17 protein-coding genes and 1 pseudogene are annotated in these 19,512 nt (G+C 65.5%); 7 read left to right on the plus strand and 11 right to left on the minus strand.

Features of this window, described 5'->3' with window-relative positions; all coding sequences use genetic code 11:
* Nucleotides 1-151: 151 nt before the first annotated feature.
* From ligD to FJ956_RS20705, 3 genes are all read right to left on the minus strand, one after another.
* Nucleotides 152-2,653, minus strand: coding sequence for a DNA ligase D (gene ligD, locus FJ956_RS20695; protein WP_140681060.1), 2,502 nt, complete (start codon nucleotides 2,651-2,653; stop codon nucleotides 152-154).
* A gap of 12 nt (nucleotides 2,654-2,665) precedes the next feature.
* Complete coding sequence (locus FJ956_RS20700; RefSeq protein ID WP_140681058.1) at nucleotides 2,666-3,529, minus strand: Ku protein; 864 nt, start codon at nucleotides 3,527-3,529, stop codon at nucleotides 2,666-2,668.
* Nucleotides 3,530-3,610: 81 nt separating this feature from the next.
* Entirely contained in the window at nucleotides 3,611-4,117 is a 507-nt protein-coding gene (locus FJ956_RS20705) for a ferritin-like domain-containing protein (RefSeq protein ID WP_140681056.1), read from the minus strand.
* Nucleotides 4,118-4,515: 398 nt separating this feature from the next.
* On the opposite strand from FJ956_RS20705, the gene FJ956_RS20710 reads away from it, so the two are divergent.
* From FJ956_RS20710 to FJ956_RS20720, 4 genes and pseudogenes are all read left to right on the plus strand, one after another.
* Nucleotides 4,516-4,662 (plus strand): hypothetical protein, encoded by a 147-nt coding sequence (locus FJ956_RS20710; RefSeq protein WP_140545780.1) that lies wholly within the window; start codon nucleotides 4,516-4,518, stop codon nucleotides 4,660-4,662.
* A 2-nt stretch (nucleotides 4,663-4,664) separates the two neighbouring features.
* Nucleotides 4,665-4,790: a hypothetical protein gene (locus FJ956_RS31045; protein ID WP_281405626.1), complete on the plus strand. Its 126-nt coding sequence runs from the start codon at nucleotides 4,665-4,667 to the stop codon at nucleotides 4,788-4,790.
* A gap of 51 nt (nucleotides 4,791-4,841) precedes the next feature.
* Nucleotides 4,842-5,288 carry a thiol-disulfide oxidoreductase DCC family protein gene (locus FJ956_RS20715; protein WP_140681054.1) on the plus strand — a complete coding sequence of 149 codons (447 nt, stop codon included), beginning with the start codon at nucleotides 4,842-4,844 and terminating at the stop codon, nucleotides 5,286-5,288.
* A gap of 119 nt (nucleotides 5,289-5,407) precedes the next feature.
* A pseudogene (locus FJ956_RS20720) lies at nucleotides 5,408-7,000 on the plus strand (DUF4166 domain-containing protein); the annotation flags it as partial.
* Between the two features lie 44 nt (nucleotides 7,001-7,044).
* Here the strand turns inward: FJ956_RS20720 and FJ956_RS20725 are convergent.
* The 3 genes from FJ956_RS20725 to FJ956_RS20740 all read right to left on the minus strand — a co-directional run bounded on the left by FJ956_RS20725 (nucleotide 7,045) and on the right by FJ956_RS20740 (nucleotide 10,736).
* Nucleotides 7,045-7,422 (minus strand): DUF1850 domain-containing protein, encoded by a 378-nt coding sequence (locus tag FJ956_RS20725; RefSeq protein ID WP_140681052.1) that lies wholly within the window; start codon nucleotides 7,420-7,422, stop codon nucleotides 7,045-7,047.
* On the minus strand, nucleotides 7,419-9,545 hold the full coding sequence (locus FJ956_RS20730) for a TRAP transporter permease (RefSeq protein ID WP_140681050.1): 2,127 nt from the start codon (nucleotides 9,543-9,545) through the stop codon (nucleotides 7,419-7,421). The genes FJ956_RS20725 and FJ956_RS20730 overlap by 4 nt, the downstream gene beginning before the upstream one ends.
* Before the next feature lie 231 nt (nucleotides 9,546-9,776).
* Nucleotides 9,777-10,736: a TAXI family TRAP transporter solute-binding subunit gene (locus tag FJ956_RS20740; protein ID WP_140681046.1), complete on the minus strand. Its 960-nt coding sequence runs from the start codon at nucleotides 10,734-10,736 to the stop codon at nucleotides 9,777-9,779.
* 259 nt (nucleotides 10,737-10,995) lie between these two features.
* On the opposite strand from FJ956_RS20740, the gene FJ956_RS20745 reads away from it, so the two are divergent.
* Together FJ956_RS20745 and FJ956_RS20750 are read left to right on the plus strand one after the other, a co-directional pair.
* Nucleotides 10,996-11,364, plus strand: coding sequence for a YciI family protein (locus FJ956_RS20745; protein ID WP_140681044.1), 369 nt, complete (start codon nucleotides 10,996-10,998; stop codon nucleotides 11,362-11,364).
* 11 nt (nucleotides 11,365-11,375) lie between these two features.
* A complete protein-coding gene (locus FJ956_RS20750) occupies nucleotides 11,376-12,623 on the plus strand; it encodes an RNA polymerase sigma factor (RefSeq protein WP_140681042.1) in 1,248 nt (415 codons plus the stop codon).
* 81 nt (nucleotides 12,624-12,704) lie between these two features.
* On the opposite strand, the gene cysK is transcribed toward FJ956_RS20750, so the two are convergent.
* From cysK to hrcA, 5 genes are all read right to left on the minus strand, one after another.
* A complete protein-coding gene (gene cysK, locus FJ956_RS20755; RefSeq protein WP_140681040.1) occupies nucleotides 12,705-13,685 on the minus strand; it encodes a cysteine synthase A in 981 nt (326 codons plus the stop codon).
* 326 nt (nucleotides 13,686-14,011) lie between these two features.
* The gene (locus FJ956_RS20760) at nucleotides 14,012-14,629 is read right to left on the minus strand and encodes a LysE family translocator (protein ID WP_140681038.1); all 618 of its coding nucleotides are present in this window, start codon (nucleotides 14,627-14,629) and stop codon (nucleotides 14,012-14,014) included.
* Between the two features lie 439 nt (nucleotides 14,630-15,068).
* The gene (locus tag FJ956_RS20765; RefSeq protein WP_140681036.1) at nucleotides 15,069-16,406 is read right to left on the minus strand and encodes a sorbosone dehydrogenase family protein; all 1,338 of its coding nucleotides are present in this window, start codon (nucleotides 16,404-16,406) and stop codon (nucleotides 15,069-15,071) included.
* A gap of 586 nt (nucleotides 16,407-16,992) precedes the next feature.
* A complete protein-coding gene (locus FJ956_RS20770) occupies nucleotides 16,993-17,208 on the minus strand; it encodes a hypothetical protein (RefSeq protein ID WP_140681034.1) in 216 nt (71 codons plus the stop codon).
* A 166-nt stretch (nucleotides 17,209-17,374) separates the two neighbouring features.
* A complete protein-coding gene (gene hrcA, locus FJ956_RS20775; RefSeq protein ID WP_140681032.1) occupies nucleotides 17,375-18,472 on the minus strand; it encodes a heat-inducible transcriptional repressor HrcA in 1,098 nt (365 codons plus the stop codon).
* 196 nt (nucleotides 18,473-18,668) lie between these two features.
* On the opposite strand from hrcA, the gene rph reads away from it, so the two are divergent.
* On the plus strand, nucleotides 18,669-19,385 hold the full coding sequence (rph, locus tag FJ956_RS20780) for a ribonuclease PH (protein WP_112098165.1): 717 nt from the start codon (nucleotides 18,669-18,671) through the stop codon (nucleotides 19,383-19,385).
* Nucleotides 19,386-19,512 lie beyond the last annotated feature (127 nt).

The raw sequence follows: 19,512 nt of genomic DNA on the forward strand, positions 1-19,512 counted from the left end.
TCCCCCGCAAGGGGGGAGATCAGCAGCTTTGCCGACGGCACTCTCCTTCCAACGTTGGAGATTGGCGAAAGCCGGCGTGACACCCAATCTCCCCCCTTGCGGGGGAGATGTCCGGTAGGACAGAGGGGGGTGCTGTCCCTCGGCGCTGAAATCACCCCCGCTTCAGCGGCTTCCCCAGCTTGAAGAACTCCTTCCACGGATCGGCCTTCTTCAGCTGTGCCAGCGTCGTCTCATCGCCAAGCGGGAAAGCGTTCGGCGCCAAGCCCTTCTCGATCTCGGGCCAGGTCGCCGGCATCGACACGGTCGCGCCCTTCTTGGCGCGCGAGGAATAGGGCGCGACCGTGGTCGAGCCCCTGCCGTTGCGCAGATAGTCGACGAAGATCTTGCCGGTGCGCGCCTTCTTCGACAGCGTCGCCGTATAGCGGTCGGGCGCGGCCTGCTCGAGCGCGCGGGCGAAGTCATGGGCAAAGTCCTTGACCTCGTCCCAGTCGGCCGACGGCTTCAGCGGCACTAGCACGTGATAGCCCTTGCCGCCTGAGGTCTTGACCAGGTTCGGCAGCGACAGCTCGTCGAGCTGCTTGTGGATGTCGAGCGCCGCCTCGCGCACGCGGCTGACATCGACGCCTTCGTCCGGATCGAGGTCGAAGATGATCTGGTCCGGCTTTTCCAGCTGATCGATCGTCGAGCCCCAGATATGGACCTCGACCACGCCATACTGGACAAGCGCGGCCAGCCCATCGAAATCCTTGATGAACAGGATTTCCTCGCCGTCGGTCGGATCCTTCATCCTGGCGATCTTGTCGCTCATGCCGGGCGAGGCGTGTTTCTGGAAGAAGCGCTGGCCGTGGATGCCGTCCGGCGCGCGCACGAGGCTCAGCGGCCGGTTGACGACGAATTCTGCCATGCGCGGCCAGACCAGCGCGTAGTGATCGAGCAGGTCCTGCTTGGAGACCTTTTCGTCGGGCCATAGCAGCTTGTCGGGATGCGAGAGCTTTATCGAGGTCTTCGCCGTTCCGGCCGGGGGCTTCGGCGCCGTCTTTGCGTTCGGTTTTGCTTCGCTTTCGGCCTTGGCCTTCTTCGGCTGTTCCTGCACGACTTCCTCCGCCGGCTTGTCCTCGCGCAACCCCTGGAACGAGGCGTGGCGGATTATACGGTCGGAAGTCCAGCTGCGGAACTCCACTTCGCCGACAAGTTCCGGTTTGACGAAGGTGAGGCCCTTGCCCTTGGGCACGGCGCCCGAGAACGGTGAGTCCTTCGCCTTGAGGCCGTCGAGCTTCGTCTTCAAATCGGTCATCACCTTGCCGGAAAAGCCGGTGCCGACACGGCCGGCATAGTGCAGCTTGCCGCCTTCGTTGAACCCGACCAGCAGCGAGCGCAGGCCGCGCCCGGTCTTGTCCGAAGGCAGATAGCCGCCGATGACGAATTCCTGCCTGAGCGTGCATTTCGACTTGATCCAGGAGAGCCCGCGCCCGCTGCGGTAGGGCGCGTCTGCGCGTTTCGACACCACGCCTTCCAGGCCCATGCGGCAGACATGCTGCAGCATGACCTTGCCCGGCTCGTGGAAATGGTCGCTGAAGCGCAGCCCCGAATGGTCGGGCTCCTCGCCGAGCAGCTCGGCCAGCGCCTGCTTGCGTTCGACCAAGGGTTCGCGGCGCAGATCCTTGCCGTCGAGCCGCAGCAGGTCGAAGACATAGTAGACGAAGCGGTCGGCGCGTCGGGCCGACAGATCCGCCTGCAGCAAGGGGAAGGACGACACGCCGCTGTCGGCCAAGACCACGATCTCGCCGTCGATGATGGCGTCGCGGCATTTCAGCCTGGCAAGCGCGGCGGTGACAGGACCATCGAATTTGTCCGTCCAGTCGAGACCGGCGCGGGTGAGCAGCTTCACATCGCTGCCGGCGATCTGCGCCTGCATGCGGTAGCCGTCGAATTTCACTTCGTGCAGCCAATCCTCGCCGGCGGGCGCATCCTTCTCCAGCGTCGCCAGCTGCGGCTCGATGAATTCGAGACGCTTGCCATGTCCGGCCTTGGCGGCAGCCGGCCTGTTGGATTGCCAGACTTTCGGCTTCTCGCCCCTGGCGGCCTTGCCTTCGCCCACCTCCTCGATGGTCAGGCCCGACTTCACCGATTTCGGTTCCTCCTCGAGAACATCCTCGCCGGGCCGGGCGGCGGCATCGTCGGATTTGATCAGCAGCCAATTGTCGCGCTTCTCGCCCGGGCGGGGCCTCAGCCTGACCAGATGCCAGCGGCCATTGAGCTTGTGGCCCTCGAGCTCGAAGTCGATATGGCCCTTCTTCATGCCCTTGGCCGGATCGCCATCCGGCATCCACTTGCCTTCGTCCCAGACGATGACCGAGCCGCCGCCATATTGGCCCTTCGGAATGGTGCCTTCGAAGGAGGCGTAGTCGATCGGGTGATCCTCGACATGCACGGCCAGCCGCTTCTCATGCGGATCGAGGCTCGGGCCGCGCGTCACCGCCCAACTCCACAGCACGCCGTCATGCTCCAGACGGAAATCATAGTGGAGCCGCGTCGCGGCATGCTTCTGGACGACGAAGATGCCGCCGCCTTGCTTTTGCCTGCCGACCTTGCCGGCCGGCTCGGCGGTCTTCTTGAAGTCGCGCTTGGCGTGATATTGCTCGAGGCCGGCCATGCCGCCATTCTCCTATGCGGATTTGCGTTTTGGCGCGGACGCTTTGGCTTTCGGCCGCCGCGCCGAAGGCTTTGAAGACTTGCCCGCTTTGCCGCGGCCTTCCGCATTGAGGCTCTTCTTCAGCGCATCGAACAGGTTGACCACATTGGACGGCTTGGGCGGCGCCTTGGCCTTGGGCGCCTTCTTGCCCGCCTTCTTGGCGCGGATCAGCTCAAGCAGCGCGTCCTCGTAGCGGTCGTCGAATTTCGAGGGGTCGAACTTCGTCTTCTTGCCGTCGATGATGTGCTGGGCGAGGTCGATCATGTCCTTGTCGGTCTTGGCCGCCGCGATGTCCTCGAACACCGTCGCCGGTCGGCGCACGGTGTCGTCATAGCGCAACGTGGTCAGCACCATGCCCTTGCCGAGCGGCTCGATCACCACCGGGCGTTCGCGCTGATAAAGCACGATGCGCGCGAGGCCGGCCATCTTCCTGGCCGCCATGGCGTCGCGTATGACGGCGAAGGCCTCCTCCGAGACCTTGTCGGCCGGCGAGACATAATAGGGCGTGTCGAGGTAGATCTGCTCGATCGAGGATTTCTCGACGAAGCCGTCGAGGCTCATCGTGTGCGAGGATTCGATCTGCACCGCCTCGATCTCGTCCTCCTCGATATGGACGAAATCGCCATCGCTCACCTCATAGCCCTTGATCTCGTCGCCCTCTTCGAGCGGCTTGCCGGTCCCGGCGTCGACATAGATGCGTTTGACGGTGTTGCCGGTCTTGCGGTTGAGGATACGGAACGAGACTTTCTCGGCATGGGTCACGACGTTGGTGAGCTCGATGGCGCAGGTGACCAGCGACAGTTTGAGATAGCCCTTCCAGGCCGGACGTGGTGCCATTGCGAACTCCTGCGCGATGCGGTTTCAATCGCAACGGACAGGGGTTCGCTTGGGTTCCGGGAGGGCTGGCCACGCAGCCTGCTATTCGGCGGCCAGCATGTTGACCTTGCTTTCCGCGATCTCGGTGAGCTTGCGGTCCGTCGCCTCTTCTTCCTTGAGGTTCTTGGCCAGCACGTTGGCGCAGTCGCTGCGGCCGAGCTGCCTGGCCCAGGCGATCAGCGTGCCATAGCGCGTTATCTCATAATGCTCGACGGCCTGGGCGGAAGCGATCAGCGCGGCGTCCAGAACCTCCTTGTCGTCGACATCGCCGCTGACTTCGTCGGCCTCCGCAAGGATGCCGTCGATGGCCGGGCAGTTGACGGTCTTGGCCTTGACGCCGTGCAGCTCGAACACCTGCTCGACCCGCTCGATGTGGCCCTTGGTTTGCGCGAGATGCTTCTCGAAGCCGGCCTTCAATTGCGGATCGGTCGCCTTGTCGATCATCTTCGGCAGCGATTTCTCGATCTGCTTCTCCGCATAATAGATGTCGCGCAGCGTGTGGATGAAGAGGTCGTCCAGCGTCTTGATGTCTTTCGAAAAGAAGCCCATGGCGGTTGCCTTTCCATGTTTCGCATTGTCGGGAAGTTGCGCGGCGGGACAGCCGCCAACACGGCCGGGCTCGCCCCGGCCTTGCGGGGTCAACGTTGTCTTCCGTGACAGGTTCCTGCCCGCCCAGGCGCGCGAAAGGAAATTCCTTGTCGCTGGCCGAACGTGAAACAGATGCGCGCGCAAGCGACATCGGAACGAAACATATGTGATGCAAAAGTCACACGGAGCGGAATCGCGACAAAAGGCGCCGAAAGACCCCGAATCAGCCGCAATCCCGCCACGAAGCAACGTGTTTCGGACCAGAAATTAACATCACGTTCACCGACTATTCACGCCTCGACGCTATGCTCTCGAACAATTCGGACAGACATCCGAAAGCGGGACAGGGACCAGGTAAAATGAACTTCTGGAATCACATCGCCGGCTACGCCGCCGCCATTCGCGAATTCGTCGCGCCGACCTATCGGCCGGAGCGCTACTACATGCGCGGTCCGGGCCCGGCCTGCGCGCGTCGCGGCAACTCGCTGGGCGTCGGCGCGAACTGATCATGATCCGCGAACGAGCCCACCATGGCCGCATCTGCCGGCCGGCCGCCGACCAGCGCGCCACCACCTATCGCGGCGAACGCCTTGCGCTCGCCGCCACATGGCGTGCGACAACGCCGCGACTTTGACGCCGCCGCCGGCTGGCTTAGTGTCTGAAGGCACAAGCAGCCGGGGCCGCCATGACCGACCTGCCCGAACGTCCCACCTTGCCGCGCCAGGCCTATGACGCCAGCCAGCCGCTGATCGTCTTCGACGGCGTCTGCGTGTTCTGCTCGGGCTTCGTCCGGCTCATCCTCAAGCTCGACCGGAAAAAACGCTTCCGCTTCGCCACGGCGCAATCGCCACTCGGCGAGGCGCTGTTTCGTGAGCACGGCCTGCCGACCGACGATTACGACAGCAACCTCGCCATCATCGACGGCGCGGCCTTCACGAAGCTCGACAGCTTCGTCGCCGTCATGGCCGCGCTCGGCTGGCCATGGCGCGCCGCGAAGGCGCTGCTCATCCTGCCGCGGCCGCTGCGCGACTGGCTCTACGACCGCGTCGCCAAGAACCGCTACGCGCTGTTCGGCCGGAAGGACAGTTGCGACATTCCTTCGGCCGAGTTGCGGGAGCGGTTGATCGGCTAGAGCAATTCCAGGAAAAGTGTGAGCGGTTTTCCGTCCGGAATTGCGTAAAAACAAAGAGATAGGGCGTTTCACCGTTTCCGTGAAACGCCCTGTCGGCAGGATTGGCTTGGGGGCATGGCATGAAGCTTCTCATCGTCGGCGGCTACGGCACCTTCGGCGGACGCATTGTCCAATTGCTGGAGAACGAACCGCGCCTCGCGCTCATCGTCGCCGGCCGGTCGCTTGCCAAGGCCGAGGCTTACTGCAAAGAGCGCGGCACGACCAAGGCCAGGCTCGTGCCGGCGACGTTCGACCGCGACGGCGACCTTGGCGCACAACTCGCCGGCATGTTGCCCGACATCGTCGTCGACGCCAGCGGTCCGTTCCAGGCATATGGCGAGGGGCGCTACCGGCTGGTCGAAGCCTGTATCGGTGCGCGCATCCATTATCTCGACCTTGCCGACGGTTCGGACTTCGTCGCCGGGGTATCCGCGTTCGATGCGTCAGCCAGGGCGGCCGGCGTCGTCGTGCTGTCCGGCGTGTCGAGCTTTCCGGTGCTGACGGCCGCCGTGGTGCGGCATCTTTCGGCCGACATGGCGCGCGTCGACACTATACGCGGCGGCATCGCGCCGTCGCCTTTCGCCGGCGTCGGCGAGAACGTCATCCGCGCCATCGCGAGCTATGCCGGCCGGCCGGTGCGGCTGCAGCGCGGCGGCAGGCCTGCCGAGGTTTACCCGCTCACCGAGCAGATGCGCTACACGATCGCGCCGCCCGGGCGCGTGCCGGTGAGGAACACGCTGTTCTCGCTGGTCGACGTGCCGGACCTGCGCGCGCTGCAGGCGCTGTGGCCGGAAGCGAGCACGATCTGGATGGGCGCCGGGCCGGTGCCCGAGGTGCTGCACCGCGCGCTGATCGGCCTGGCCTGGCTGGTCCGCGCCGGCCTGGTGCGATCGCTGTCGCCGCTGGCGCCGCTGATGCACTGGGCGACCAACCGGCTGTCATGGGGCGAGCATCGCGGCGGCATGTTCGTCGAGGTCGACGGCGTGGATACAGAGGGCAGACCAAACAAACGATCGTGGCACCTGTTGGCCGAGGGCGATGACGGGCCGCTGATTCCGTCCATGGCGGTCGAGGCGATCGTCCGCAAGGCGCTCGACGGCCGTATGCCCGCGCCTGGCGCCCGGGCGGCGGTGCGCGACGTCGAGCTCGCGGACTATGAAGCGCTGTTTGCCGGCAAGACGATTTATACCGGCTTCAGAGACGACTCCGGCAAAGGGAAGGCGCTCTATCCCGATCTGCTCGGCGATGCGTGGAAAAGCCTTCCGACTGAAATCCGCGCCATGCATGACGGAGCGGCGATGGCGGATGGGCGCGCCAGCGTCGAACGCGGCGGCGGCATTCTTAGCCGGCTTGCCGCTCGCATGGCCGGCTTCCCGCCTGGCGCGGCCGATGTCCCCATCAAGGTGCGTTTCGCTGCCGACGGGCAAGGCGAAACCTGGACGCGGACTTTCGGAACGCACGGTTTTTCGAGCCGGCAATTTGCCGGACGTGGCCGCTCGGAGCGGCTGCTTTGCGAGCGCTTCGGCCCCCTCACCTTCGCCATGGCGCTGGTGGCGGGCGAGGACCGCCTGTCGCTCGTGCTGCGGCGCTGGAGCTTTCTCGGCCTGCCATTGCCGATGTGGCTTTGCCCGCGCTCGAACGCATATGAAACCGTCGAGGACGGCCGCTTCCGCTTCCATGTCGAGATATCGCACCCGGTCGCCGGGCTGATCGTGCGCTACCGTGGCTGGCTCGAGCCGTCGCACGGTTCGAGCACGGTGGGTTCGCCGGCCGTCTCGCCCAGTTCCTGGCAGCCGGCGGCCGTGCACAGCGTCCAGCCTTCCCTGGTGGCGCCGGACGCCGCGAGCACCAGGCGCGGCTGAGGTCCGATCCGTGGCGCATAGACCCACCAGCCGCTCCGCAGCACCGAGCCCTCCGGCGGCTCCATGCCGGCGCCGGAGCCCTTGACCCGCGCCTCAACGACCCGCAGCCCGGCGGGCGTCACCGTCCAATTCTCCTGCCAGCGCGTCCGTTCCACCGAATGCGTCCAGGACAGCGTGAAGGCGGCGACGGCGAGCGTCACCGTCTTGCCAGCGGCGAGGACGCACAGGCTCATGCGGTGCCGGCCGTGGACAGCCGGCGGGCGCGCCAGCAGTGCCAGCCGATCCAGGCCAGCGCCAGCACCCAGCCGGCCTCGTCGGTGAACGGCAATGCGGCCACCAGGAGCAGGCCGGCGCAGAACGCGACGAGACGCTCCCACCAAGCCATGCGGCGGGCGAGGAAGCCGACGGCGGCGGCGCCCCAGAGCACGATGCCCATGCAGGCCTTGACGACGATGTAGGCGACCTCGACGGGATAGCCGAACGAAGCCGCGATCGGGCCCGCGTCCTGCAGCATCAGCGCCGGCGTGTAGACGGCCATGAACGGCACGACGAAGCCGGCGATGGCGAGCTTGGTCGCCTGGATGCCGATCTTGAGGCCGCTTTCCTTCGCCATGGGTGCGGCGGCAAAGGCGGCGAGCGCCACCGGCGGAGTGAGATCCGCCATGATGCCGAAATAGAAGACGAACATGTGGCTGACCACCAGCGGCACGCCGAGCGACAGCAGCGCCGGGCCGGCGAGCGAGGAGGTGATGATGTAGTTGGGAATGGTCGGAATGCCCATGCCGAGAACCAGGCAAGTGAGCATGGTCAACACCAGCGACAGGAACAGATTGTTCTCGCCGATGGAGATGATCCAGCCGATGAAGGTCGAAGCGATGCCGGTGAGCGTCAGCGTGCCGATGACGATGCCGACGATGGCGCAGGCGATGCCGACGGGCAGGGCGTTCTTCGCTCCTTCGGCAAGCGAGTCGACGCAAATGCGCAGCGTCTCGCGCCCGCCCTTGAAGGCGAAGCAGGCGATGACGAGCGCCGCGATGACGAGGCTCAGCACATTGACGCCGAAGCGCATGAACGACGCCGCGGCAAGCCCGAGCGCCAGCCAGAAGACGAAGCGGAAAGCGAGCGGCCCGATCAAGGCTGCCAGCGGCGTGCCGAGGATGAGCACGATGGTCAGCGCAAGCCCCATCGTGCCGGCGTAGACCGGCGTGTAGCCGGCAAAAAGCAGATAGACCAGCACGGCGAGCGGCAGCACCAGCGGCCAGTGCTTCCTGACCGCTTCCCACGGATTGGGCAAGTCCGCCTTGGCCATGCCGTGCAGGCCGGCCTTGCCGGCCTCCAGATGCACCTGCCAGAAGCAGGCGCCGAAATAGAGCAGCGCCGGGATGATCGCCGCCTTGACCACCTCGGCGTAAGGGATGTTCAGCGTCTCGGCCATGATGAAGGCGACGGCTCCCATCACCGGCGGCATGATCTGGCCGCCCATCGAGGAGGTCGCCTCGACCGCGCCGGCGAAGGCGGAGCGGAAACCGAAGCGCTTCATCAGCGGGATGGTGAACTGGCCGCTGGCGACGACATTGGCGACGCCCGAACCGGAGATGGTGCCCATCAGCGCCGAGGACAGCACGCAGACCTGGGCCGGGCCGCCGCGCCACGAACCGACGAGGCCGAGCGCGAAATCGTTGAATAGGGCGATCATGCCTGCACGTTCGAGGAAGGCGGCAAAGACGACGAAGATGAAGATATAGGCAGCCGAGACATAGACCGGCGTGCCGTATATGCCTTCGGTGCCATAGGCGAAGGTGTCGATAAGCTGCGCGAAATCATAGCCGCGGTGGATGAAGGGCGGCGGCAGGTGATTGCCGACGAAGCAGTAGGCGAGAAAGATGAAAGCGATGACCGCCAGCGGCAGCCCCATCAGCCGCCGGGCGGCTTCGAAGACCAGCACCACCAGCAGCGTGCCGACGATCAGGTCCGGCGTGGTGAGGAAGCCGGAGCGGCGGATGAGGTCGGCATAGAAGACCCAGTTGTAGAGGCCGGTGCCGAAGCCGAGCAGGCCGAGCACCCAGAAGCCCGCCTTCGCCGCGGCGCTCTTGGCGCGCAGGTTGGCGATGAGGCCGAAACCGAGCAGCAACAGGAAGCCGACATGCATGGCCCGCACCACCTGGCTGGGCAGGCTGCCATAGGCGGCGATGTAGATCTGGAAGACGGAAAAGGCGACGGCGATGAGGAAGGCCGCCTTGCCGGCGAGGCCTTCGCCGAAGCCGGGCGGCAGGCCTTCGACTTGTTCCTCGGCGACGGGGAGGTGGAAAGTGGGCGGGATGCCGTCGCTTGTTGTTGCGGGCTTGGCTTCGCTCATCCGACGCACTCCAGGATGAACGAATGGCAGTGTGAGGCACCCCCCTCTGCCCTGCCGGGCATCTCCCCCGCAAGGGGGGAGATTGGCAGCTTCGGCGCCAGCGCTCCACCTGCTACGTTGGCGATTGGCGAAAGCCGCGATGACAGCCAATCTCCCCCCTTGCGGGGGAGATGGCCAGCAGGCCAGAGGGGGGTGCCTGGCGAAGGCATCTCAGCTAGTCGCGCCACTCTTTTACTTCAGCAGCCCTTTTTCCCTGTAATATTTCTCCGCGCCGGGATGCAGCGCCACAGGCATGCCGTCCAGCGCCTTGGCCGGATCGATCGCCTTGGCGGCGGCATGCGCGGCGGCCAGCTGGTCGAGATGCTCGAACAGCAGCTTGGTCATCTGGTAGGCGGTCTCGTCGGAGACGTCGGCGCGGGTGATGAGGAAATTGCCGACCGCGGCGGTCGCGACGTCTTCCGTCTGGCCCTCATAAGTGCCTTTCGGGATAACCACGGAAAGATAGGGGGCGCCGATCTTGGCGACGTCCTCGGCCGGCACGGCGACGACGTTGATGGGAAGCGAGGTCGCGAGATCGCGGATGGAGGCGACGCCGAGGCCGGCCGACTGCAAGGTGGCGTCGAGCTGGCGGTTCTTGATCAGCTCGACCGACTCGGCGAAGGGCAGATATTCGACCCGTCCGAGATCCTCGTATTTGAGACCGGCGGCGGCGAAGATGGCGCGCGCGTTGAGCTCGGTGCCGGAGGCAGGCGCGCCGACCGACAGGCTCTTGCCCTTGAGGTCGGCGAGCGTCTTGATGCCGGATTCCTGGCTGGCGACGATCTGGATGTAATTGGGATAGATCGCGGCGATGCCGCGCAGCTTGTCGAGCTTGCCCGGGAAGCCGGCCTCCGTGTTGCCTTCGGCAGCCATCTTGACGGAATCGCCGAGCGCAAAGGCGATCTCGCCCTTGCCCTGCTGCAGCAGGTTAAGGTTCTCGACCGAAGCTTTGGTCGACTGAACCTGGGTGCGCGAGCCCTCTATGCCCTTGCCGTAAATCTCCGACAGCGCGACCCCGAGCGGATAGTAGACGCCCGACGTGCCGCCGGTGAGCACATTGATGAATTCCTGCGCCCCGGCCGACACGGCACCAAGGCCGAGCGACAAAGCCAGCGCGCCGGCGGCAATAGACTTGGTCCTGAAATTGAACATCGCGATTTCCTCCCTGAAAAAATGTCGGCCCGCAACCCGCCCCTCCCGGCGAGCCGCGACGAGTTTAGACGGCGGAAGGCAAATGCCAACCCGCAATTGCATGCGTTAGACCAATGGTCGAGTGGCGACGAAAAGCGCCGGCTTGCGCTCGCTTGCTTTGGGGACGAAAGATTTTCGAGGCGCCTGTCGAAATCGGCTGCGGCCGCACGACATAGGTCGGCACGCGACGATGCGGCCTTCAACAAAACGGGAGAAGACCATGCGATACATGCTTTTGATCTACAATGACGAAGCCGCGATGGCGAACGCTCCGAAGGAGCAGACCCAGCAGGTGCTCGCGGCCTATGGCGCCTATACCGAGGCGCTGAAGACATCCGGCGCTTATATCGCCGGCGAGCGGCTGCGCCCGACCCAGGCGGCCACCGCGGTGCGGATGGCGAACGGCAAGACCAATGTGCTCGACGGCCCCTATGCCGACACCAAGGAGCAATTGGCGGGTTTCTACATGATCGAGGCGGCCGACATCGACACGGCCATCGAATGGGGCGCGCGTTGCCCGGCGTCCAGCACCGGCACGGTCGAGGTGCGGCCGATCTGGGAAATGGCCGAGTACATAGAAGCCGCATAGCGAACCCTGTGATGGATGATCGCTCGGAGATCGCGCGGGCGGCGGCCGAGGCGGCCGCCCGGCGCAGCTACGGCAAGCTGGTGGCCTGGCTGGCGGCCCGCACGCGCGACGTCGCCGGTGCCGAGGACGCGCTGGCCGACGCCTTCGCGGCCGCGCTCGAACGCTGGCCGCGAACCGGCGTCCCGGCCCAGCCGGAAGCCTGGCTGCTCGCGGTGGCGCGTCGGCGCGACGTGGACGCGGTGCGGCGGAGGCTGACCGGCGAGGCCGCCCGCGATCATCTGCAGCTGATGGCTGAGGAAATGGAGGCGCGCATGCACGGCGAGGAGCTGCCCGACGACCGGCTGCGGCTGATGTTTGCCTGCGCCCATCCGGCGATCGAATCGAGTGTGCGCGCGCCGCTGATCCTGCAGACGATCCTCGGTTTCGACGCCGCGACGATCGCCTCGGCCTTCCTGGTTTCGCCGGCGACGATGGGACAGCGGCTGGTGCGGGCCAAGGCGCGCATCCGCGAAACCGGGATTCCGTTTCGCGTGCCGGAGCAGGCGGAGCTCGGCGAGCGGCTGGGCGCCGTGCTGGAGGCGATCTACGCCACCTTCGCCGAAGGCTGGTCCGATCCGACCGGCACCGACAGCCGGCGGCGCAACCTCGCCACCGAAGGCATCTGGCTTGGACGACTGGTCGCCTCGCTGATGCCGGACGAGCCGGAGGCGCTCGGGCTTCTGGCGCTGATGCTGTTCGCCGAGGCGCGCCGCTCGGCGAGGCGCGGCGCGGACGGCGATTTCGTGCCTTTGGCCGAGCAGGATATCGCGCTCTGGGACGACGGCCTGATCGACGAGGCGGAAGCCTTGCTGGTGCACGCCGCGCAAAGGAGCATCATCGGTCGCTATCAGCTCGAGGCCGCCGTGCAGTCCGCCCATACGGCGCGCCGGCGCGGCGGCGGCACGGACTGGACGGCGATCCGCCAGCTCTATGACGCGCTGCAGGCCGTGGCCGGCTCGCCGGTGGTGGCGATCAACCGCGCGGTGGCGATCGCCGAAACCGACGGTGCAACGGCTGGATTGGCTGCGCTTTACGTGCTGGGCGAGGACAAGCGGCTGCAGGACTACCAGCCCTATTGGGCCGCTCGCGCCGGGCTGTTGGCCAGGCTAGGCAACACGAAGCAGGCGGCCCAGTCCTACGACCGGGCGATCGGCCTCGAGCGCGACCCGGCGCTGCGGCGTTTCCTGCAGGGCGAGAAGGCGAAGCTTGTTGGGAGTTAGGGTCTGCGCGCGTCGCTTCGCTCCTTGCTCCGCCCGTGGATGACGACCGTGAGGGCGGCTGAAGCCAACCTCCGAGCGCGCCTAAGCGCCCAGCCCATCGAACAGGATGGTCGAGAGATAGCGCTCGGCGAAGGAGGGGATGACGACGACGAGGTTCTTGCCCTTGTTCTCCGGCCGCGAGCCGACGACGATGGCCGCCTGGAGCGCTGCGCCCGACGAGATGCCGACCGGCACGCCCTCGAGGCGGGCGACGAGGCGGGCATTGGCGACCGAATCCTCGTTCGAGACCCTGACGACCTCGTCATAGATCGAGGTGTCGAGGATTTTAGGGGCGAAGCCGGCGCCGATGCCCTGGATCTTGTGCGGGCCGGGCTGGCCGCCCGACAGCACCGGCGAGGCCTCCGGCTCGACCGCCACGACCTGCAGCGAAGGCTTGCGCTTCTTCAGCACCTGGCCGACGCCGGTGATGGTGCCGCCGGTGCCGATGGCGGAAACGAAGATGTCGACCTCGCCATTGGTGTCGTTCCAGATTTCCTCGGCCGTGGTGCGGCGGTGGATTTCGGGATTGGCCGGATTCTCGAATTGCTGCGGGATGATGGCATTGGGCAGCGTGGCGGCGAGCTCGTCGGCCTTGGCGATGGCGCCCTTCATGCCTTTCGGGCCTTCGGTCAGCACCAGCTCCGCGCCGAGCAGCGCCAGCATCTTGCGGCGCTCGACCGACATGGTCTCCGGCATGGTGAGGATCAGCTTGTAGCCCTTGGCGGCGGCGGCGAAGGCGAGCGCGATGCCTGTGTTGCCGGAGGTCGGCTCGATCAGCGTGGTCTTGCCGGGCGCGATCTTGCCGGCCTCCTCCAGCGCCTCGATCATGGCGACGCCGATGCGGTCCTTGACCGAAGCGATCGGGTTGAAGAATTCGAGCTTGGCCATGAGATTGGCGACGATGCCCTTCTCCTTGGCGAACTTGTCCAGCCTGACCAGCGGCGTGTCGCCAATCGTCTCCGTGATCGAATTGAAGACGCGGCCGCGGCCGGGCACGCGCGCGGAGGTGACGGGCTTGTTCATTGGTTCGCTCCCAAGGCAATGGCACAGGCAAAAACAGAATAGGGCTTTCAGCCGCGCAAGATAGGCCGGCGACCGAAAATATCCGAGTGGGGCGGTTGCTCAAAAGCGCCCGCGACCGGAAAAGCATTTTCCGCCGCGGCGGGTTTCAGGAATGGTTTGGCTGAAATCGAAACGATCACGCACCAGGGTGTGTTGAGATTCAGGTCAGGCCGAGCCGAGAAGGGTGGATTCCGAGAACCGGAGCGGAGCGTACTAGAAGTACGTGAGCACCGGAAGCGCAGGAAGCCGTCCTTCGCAGGCCGGCCTCACCTGAATATCAATACACCTTATTGACGCGCCGCGATCGCGGCGGCCGCCCCCATCATGAAGCCGGCGGCGGTGCGGTTCAGGACCTTCAGCGCGCGCGGCGATTTCAGGAACCAGCGCGCCTTGGCGGCCAAAGCCAGATAAGGCACCAGCACCACGAACAGCACCGCCACGGTGAGCATCGCGAGGATGGCGTAGTCGGCGAGCGTGATCGTCTTCAGGTCGACGATGGTCGGCGTTATGGCGAGATAGAAGATCATCGTCTTCGGATTGCCGAGCGTCACGGTCAGCCCGGCGACGAAGCTCGACACCAGGCCGCCCTTGGCCTTCCTCGCCTCGATGGTCTCGGGCGTGATGCCGCTGGTCCAGAAGCGCCAGGCAAGGAAGGCGAGATAAGCGACGCCGGCCCATTTGATGGCGAGGAAGACCATGCCGAAGGTCTGCGCGACGAAGGCGAGCCCGAGCACCACGGCGGTGAGATAGGTGAGGTCGCCGAGCATCAGGCCGAACGACATGGCGAGCGAGGAACGGAAGCCGGAGCCGAGCGCGCGGGCGACAAGCGCCGTCACGCCGGGGCCGGGAATGGCGGCGGCGACGCCGAGGGCGGCGCTGTAAGCGAGGAATCCGGTGAGTGTCATGGTTCTGGCCTGGCGTATAGTCCTGCGGGGACCGCTGTCGAGAGCCGGGCTTTTATCATGATGCCAGTTCGACGGTAATTCCCCTCGCGGCGGGATTTGTTGCGCCAGCTCGACCGGGAAGTGTTCCCGGCACGGGCATTTGGCCGGTCGCGCCGGCGCGCGCGCCTTGGAGATTGGTCGAAACGGCCCAGCCTCGTCATCCACGGGCGGAGCAAGGAGCGAAGCGACGCGCGCAGACCCGAGGATCCATTCCGTGACCCTGATCAAAGAGCGCAGCGGAGCAGAATTCTGCACCGCAGCAGCGCTCATGCGTCACGGAATGGATTCCAGGGTCTCCGCGACGCCGCTTCGCGGCTGCTCCGCCCTGGAATGACGAGGTTGAGAGGTATCCGCCAATTCCCAGCGTTTGCGCTGTCCCTTATGACCCACTGTCGAACAGCTACCCACCATAAGTAATGCGCCAGATCGTGCCGTTGCCGTCCTCGGTCAGGATCAGCGCGCCGTCCCGGGCCACGGCGACGCCGACCGGCCGGCCCCAGACCGCGTCGTCGGAAATGACGAAGCCGGTGGCGAAGTCCTCGTATTCGCCGGTCGGCTTGCCGTCCTTGAATCTGAGCCGCACCACCTTGTAGCCGGTGCGGACATTGCGGTTCCACGAGCCGTGCAGCGTGACGAAGGCGTCGCCCTTATAGTCAGCCGGAAAACTCCCGCCATCATAGAAGGCGATGTTGAGCGGCGCCGAATGCGCCTGCATCAGCACATCCGGAACCGTGACCTTGCCGGCGAGATCGGGGCGCGCGCCCTTGTGGCGCGGATCCTCGTTGTCGCCGATATAATACCAGGGCCAGCCATAGAAGGCGCCTTCCTTCACGGCGGTCGCGTATTCGAAGGGGGTGTTATCGCCAAGCTCGTCGCGCTCGTTGACGACGCACCAGAGCGCGCCCGTCGCCGGCTGCACGGTCATGCCGGAGCAGTTGCGCAGGCCGGTGGCGACGGTCCTGCGGTTGTTGCCGTTGGGATCGAAAGCCAGCACGTCGGCGCGACCCTGTTCCGGACCCCAGGCCTCGCCCAGCGGCTGCGATTTCGTCCACGCCTCGACACCGCCCTTCGGCTTTGCGCCCATGTCCTCGGCAACGTTGGAGCCCGAGCCGACCGACAGATAGAGCGTCTTGCCGTCGGGCGAGAAGGCGATGTCGCGCGTCCAGTGATGGCTGGCGGGAACCTTTGCGACGATGGTTTCCGGCTTGCCGGACGCTTCGAGGTCGCCGTCGCGATAGGCAAAGCGCACGACGCTGTTGCTGTTGGCGACATAGACCCATTGCGGCTTGTCGCCCGGCGGATAGAAGGCGATGCCGTAGGGCCGGGTCAGGCCCTTGGCGAAGACCGATGTCTGCGCGGGCTTGGCGCTGCCTTCCGCCAGGCGATAGACGCGAACCTGGTTCGCCCGGCTGTCGGCGATGAAGAGATCGCCATTCGGCGCCACGCGCACGACACGCGGACTGTCGATACCGGAAGCGACCAGCGCGGCGGAGAAGCCGGGCGGAAGCTTCGGCTTCGCATCCTCGGGGCGATCGGTGACACCGCCGCCATTGGAGGCGGACTCCGTCACATCGGGTTTCGACAAATCCTGCGGTTTCAGCAGCCGGCGCACGCCCGGGCGGTCGGCCTTCCAATCGCCGAAGGCTTTTTCGCCGCTGAGCAAGGGTTGATCGGCCTGCGCAAGGGCGCCGGTGGCAAAGACCAGCGCGAGGCCCGCAAGGCCGGCGATCCGCATCATGGCTGTCCTCCGTCGTCTGCGCCTGGCCGACGTCGTCATCCCCGGGCGAAGCAGGAGCGAAGCTCCGTCGCGGAGACCCTGGGATGACTAAAAGCGCCCCCGCCGATCTACAAGGCATGCGCCGCAACACCATCCGATCCGTCAATTTCCGGGTTAGGAACTAGTTCCCCGACACACGGATTTTTGAAAGGTTGCCGTTTGTCTTGGTGCAAGATTTTCCATTCATGTCCGTGAAATCAGCGCAAACGCCGGGGATTGGTCGAGAGCCGCCCAACCTCGTCATTCTATGGCGAAGCAAGGAGCGAAGCGACGCGGCGCAGACCATAGAATCCATTCCGTGACTTGGAAGCGTTGCGACGGTGCAGAATTTGCTCCGTTGCACGCCTTGGCGAAGGTAACGGCATGGATTCCAGGGTCTTCGCGACGGAGCTTCGCTCCTGCTCCGCCCTGGAATGACGATCGCGATTGCGCGTTTCGGCCAATCTCCGAAGCAGGCGATCTGCCAGGGCAACACCGCCCGATCCGTCAATTTCCGTGTTAGGAAACTAGGATCGGCGGGTGTTCTGAAAAGAGCGGTGAGCGGATTTCATGGCGCCTGCCGATCAGTCGCCTCCTCGGCATCCAGGTCGTCGTCGAGGCGCTTTTCCAGCTCGACGAGGTCCGCCGGCAAGGGCAGGCCCATGGCGCGCATTTCCCGCAATTTCTCGCGCAGCTGCTCCTGGATTTCGTGCTCGTCCTTGGGCTGGTTCACCATCTCCTCGAGCAGCAGGCTGATCTGGGCTTTCAACGATTCAAGCGCCATGTTTTTCTCCTCTGCGGCGGACCTTAGGTGTGTCGAGGTTCAGGTCAGGCCGAGTCGAGAACGGTGGATTCCGAGAACCGGAGCGGAGCGTACGTTCAAGTACGTGAGCACCGGAAGCGCAGGAAGCCGCCGTTCGCAGGCCGGCATCATCTGCATATCGATACACCTAACGAAGCATGCGGGAAATCAGTTGTGCGGTGTAGTCGACCATCGGCACGATGCGAGCGTAATTCAGCCGGGTCGGGCCGATGACGCCAAGCGCGCCGACGACGCGGGCGTCCTTGTCGCGATAGGGGGCGACGACCAGCGACGAGCCGGACAGCGAAAACAGCTTGTTCTCCGAGCCGATGAAAATGCGCACGCCCGGCCCTTCTTCGGCGAGGTCGAGCAGCTGCAGCAGTCCGTCCTGGGTTTCCAGGTCCTCGAACAGATGGCGAAGCAATTCGATATCCGCCTGGGCGGTGACGTTTTCCAGGAGGTTGGCGCGGCCGCGCACGATAAGGCGCGCCGGCAGGCCGCTTTCGGCGCCGGCCCAGACCGCCAGCCCCTTCTCGACCAGATCCTGCGACAGCGTGTCGAGCGCCGCCGTGGTCTCGTCCTTGATGCGGGCGATTTCCGCCCGCGCCTCGGCCAGTGTTCGGCCACGGATATGGGCGTTGAGGAAATTCGAGGCCTCGTGCAACTGCGACACGGTGGTGCCGGCCGGCAGGTCGACGACGCGGTTCTCGACATCGCCGTTCTGCGACACCAGCACGGCGAGCGCCTTGGTGGGCTCGAGCTGGATGAATTCGATGTGCTTCAGCGCCACCTCGTTCTTGGAGGCGAGCACGAGGCCGGCGCCGCGCGACATGCCGGACAGCATCTGGCTAGCCTCGGTCAGCATATGCTCCAGCGTCGCGCCGGAGCCGGAGGCGCGCACCTGCGCCTCGATGGTGCGGCGCTCGTCGTCGGAAAGGTCGCCAAGCTCCATGAACGCGTCGACGAAAAAGCGCAAGCCGGTCTGGGTCGGTAGCCGCCCGGCGGAAATATGCGGCGCGTAGATCAGCCCCAGATGCTCGAGGTCGCTCATCACGTTGCGGATGGTGGCCGGCGACAGCGAGGAGGGCAGGATGCGCGACAGGCTGCGCGAGCCGACCGGCTCGCCGTCGCGCAAGTAGGAATCGACAATCCGCCGGAAGATATCGCGCGAGCGCATGTCGAGTGATTGAAGTACCGGCGACTGAAGCCCGGGACTCTGGGACGTCGGATCGACTGGTTTGTTCATCCCGGCGAGAAACCTCCTTCCGAAAGATATAGACTTAAGCCACACCGGCGCAACCCGTGCCGCGTTTGCGGTCACGGTGCCGCGTTTGCGGTCACCCGGCCCGTTTTCCTGCGCGGCGTCCTTTTCCTTTGCGACTTGCCCCGCATGCGTCTACAAGCCGGCCACGATTCCGGAAAACGACAAGAAAGAAGGCCGAATGCGCCCCTCCAAACGCCAAGCCGACGAAATGCGCGCCATCTCCTTCGAGCGCGGCGTCTCCAAGCATGCCGAAGGCTCGTGCCTGGTGAAGTTCGGCGACACGCATGTGCTGTGCACGGCGAGCCTGGAGGAAAAAGTGCCGGCATGGATGCGCAATTCCGGCAAGGGCTGGGTGACGGCCGAATACGGCATGCTGCCGCGCTCGACCGGCGAGCGCATGCGGCGCGAGGCCTCGGCCGGCAAGCAGGGCGGCCGCACGCTTGAGATCCAGCGGCTGATCGGCCGTTCGCTGCGCGCCGTGGTCGACCTGCAGGCGCTGGGCGAGCAGCAGATCACCGTCGACTGCGACGTCATCCAGGCCGATGGCGGCACGCGCACCGCCTCGATCACCGGCGGCTGGGTGGCGCTCTATGATTGCCTGCGCTGGATGGAAGCGCGCCAGATGGTGAGCGTTTCCAAGGTGCTGAAGGACCATGTCGCGGCGATTTCCTGCGGCATCCATGACGGCCAGCCGGTCATCGATCTCGATTACCTCGAGGATTCCTCGGCCGGCACCGACGCCAATTTCGTCATGACGGGCAAGGGCGGCATCGTCGAGATCCAGGGCACGGCCGAGGGCGAGCCCTTCTCAGAGGAGCAGTTCGCGGCGCTGATGGGGCTGGCGAAGAAGGGTATCTCGCGGCTGGTGAGCTTGCAGCAGATGGCGGTGGCGTAGGGCGTCGCAGAGAAGAACGAATGAGGTTGGCGATCCTTCACACCCCCCTCTGGCCTGCCGGCCATCTCCCCCGCAAGGGGGGAGATCGGATGTCACCTTGGGTTTCGCCAACCATCAACGTTGAGAT

This window comes from Mesorhizobium sp. B2-4-3 (assembly GCF_006442815.1).
GTDB lineage: Bacteria > Pseudomonadota > Alphaproteobacteria > Rhizobiales > Rhizobiaceae > Mesorhizobium.

Excerpts from the sequence above, each read along its gene's own strand:
- hrcA (WP_140681032.1), bottom strand. The coding sequence starts at position 18,472 with ATGAACAAACCAGTCGATCCGACGTCCCAGAGTCCCGGGCTTCAGTCG.
- FJ956_RS20765 (WP_140681036.1), bottom strand. The coding sequence starts at position 16,406 with ATGATGCGGATCGCCGGCCTTGCGGGCCTCGCGCTGGTCTTTGCCACC.
- FJ956_RS20715 (WP_140681054.1), top strand. The coding sequence starts at position 4,842 with ATGACCGACCTGCCCGAACGTCCCACCTTGCCGCGCCAGGCCTATGAC.
- FJ956_RS20730 (WP_140681050.1), bottom strand. The coding sequence starts at position 9,545 with ATGAGCGAAGCCAAGCCCGCAACAACAAGCGACGGCATCCCGCCCACT.
- rph (WP_112098165.1), top strand. The coding sequence starts at position 18,669 with ATGCGCCCCTCCAAACGCCAAGCCGACGAAATGCGCGCCATCTCCTTC.
- FJ956_RS31045 (WP_281405626.1), top strand. The coding sequence starts at position 4,665 with ATGATCCGCGAACGAGCCCACCATGGCCGCATCTGCCGGCCGGCCGCC.
- FJ956_RS20745 (WP_140681044.1), top strand. The coding sequence starts at position 10,996 with ATGCGATACATGCTTTTGATCTACAATGACGAAGCCGCGATGGCGAAC.
- FJ956_RS20770 (WP_140681034.1), bottom strand. The coding sequence starts at position 17,208 with ATGGCGCTTGAATCGTTGAAAGCCCAGATCAGCCTGCTGCTCGAGGAG.
- ligD (WP_140681060.1), bottom strand. The coding sequence starts at position 2,653 with ATGGCCGGCCTCGAGCAATATCACGCCAAGCGCGACTTCAAGAAGACC.
- FJ956_RS20705 (WP_140681056.1), bottom strand. The coding sequence starts at position 4,117 with ATGGGCTTCTTTTCGAAAGACATCAAGACGCTGGACGACCTCTTCATC.
- FJ956_RS20700 (WP_140681058.1), bottom strand. The coding sequence starts at position 3,529 with ATGGCACCACGTCCGGCCTGGAAGGGCTATCTCAAACTGTCGCTGGTC.
- FJ956_RS20750 (WP_140681042.1), top strand. The coding sequence starts at position 11,376 with ATGGATGATCGCTCGGAGATCGCGCGGGCGGCGGCCGAGGCGGCCGCC.
- FJ956_RS20760 (WP_140681038.1), bottom strand. The coding sequence starts at position 14,629 with ATGACACTCACCGGATTCCTCGCTTACAGCGCCGCCCTCGGCGTCGCC.
- FJ956_RS20710 (WP_140545780.1), top strand. The coding sequence starts at position 4,516 with ATGAACTTCTGGAATCACATCGCCGGCTACGCCGCCGCCATTCGCGAA.
- FJ956_RS20725 (WP_140681052.1), bottom strand. The coding sequence starts at position 7,422 with ATGAGCCTGTGCGTCCTCGCCGCTGGCAAGACGGTGACGCTCGCCGTC.
- cysK (WP_140681040.1), bottom strand. The coding sequence starts at position 13,685 with ATGAACAAGCCCGTCACCTCCGCGCGCGTGCCCGGCCGCGGCCGCGTC.
- FJ956_RS20740 (WP_140681046.1), bottom strand. The coding sequence starts at position 10,736 with ATGTTCAATTTCAGGACCAAGTCTATTGCCGCCGGCGCGCTGGCTTTG.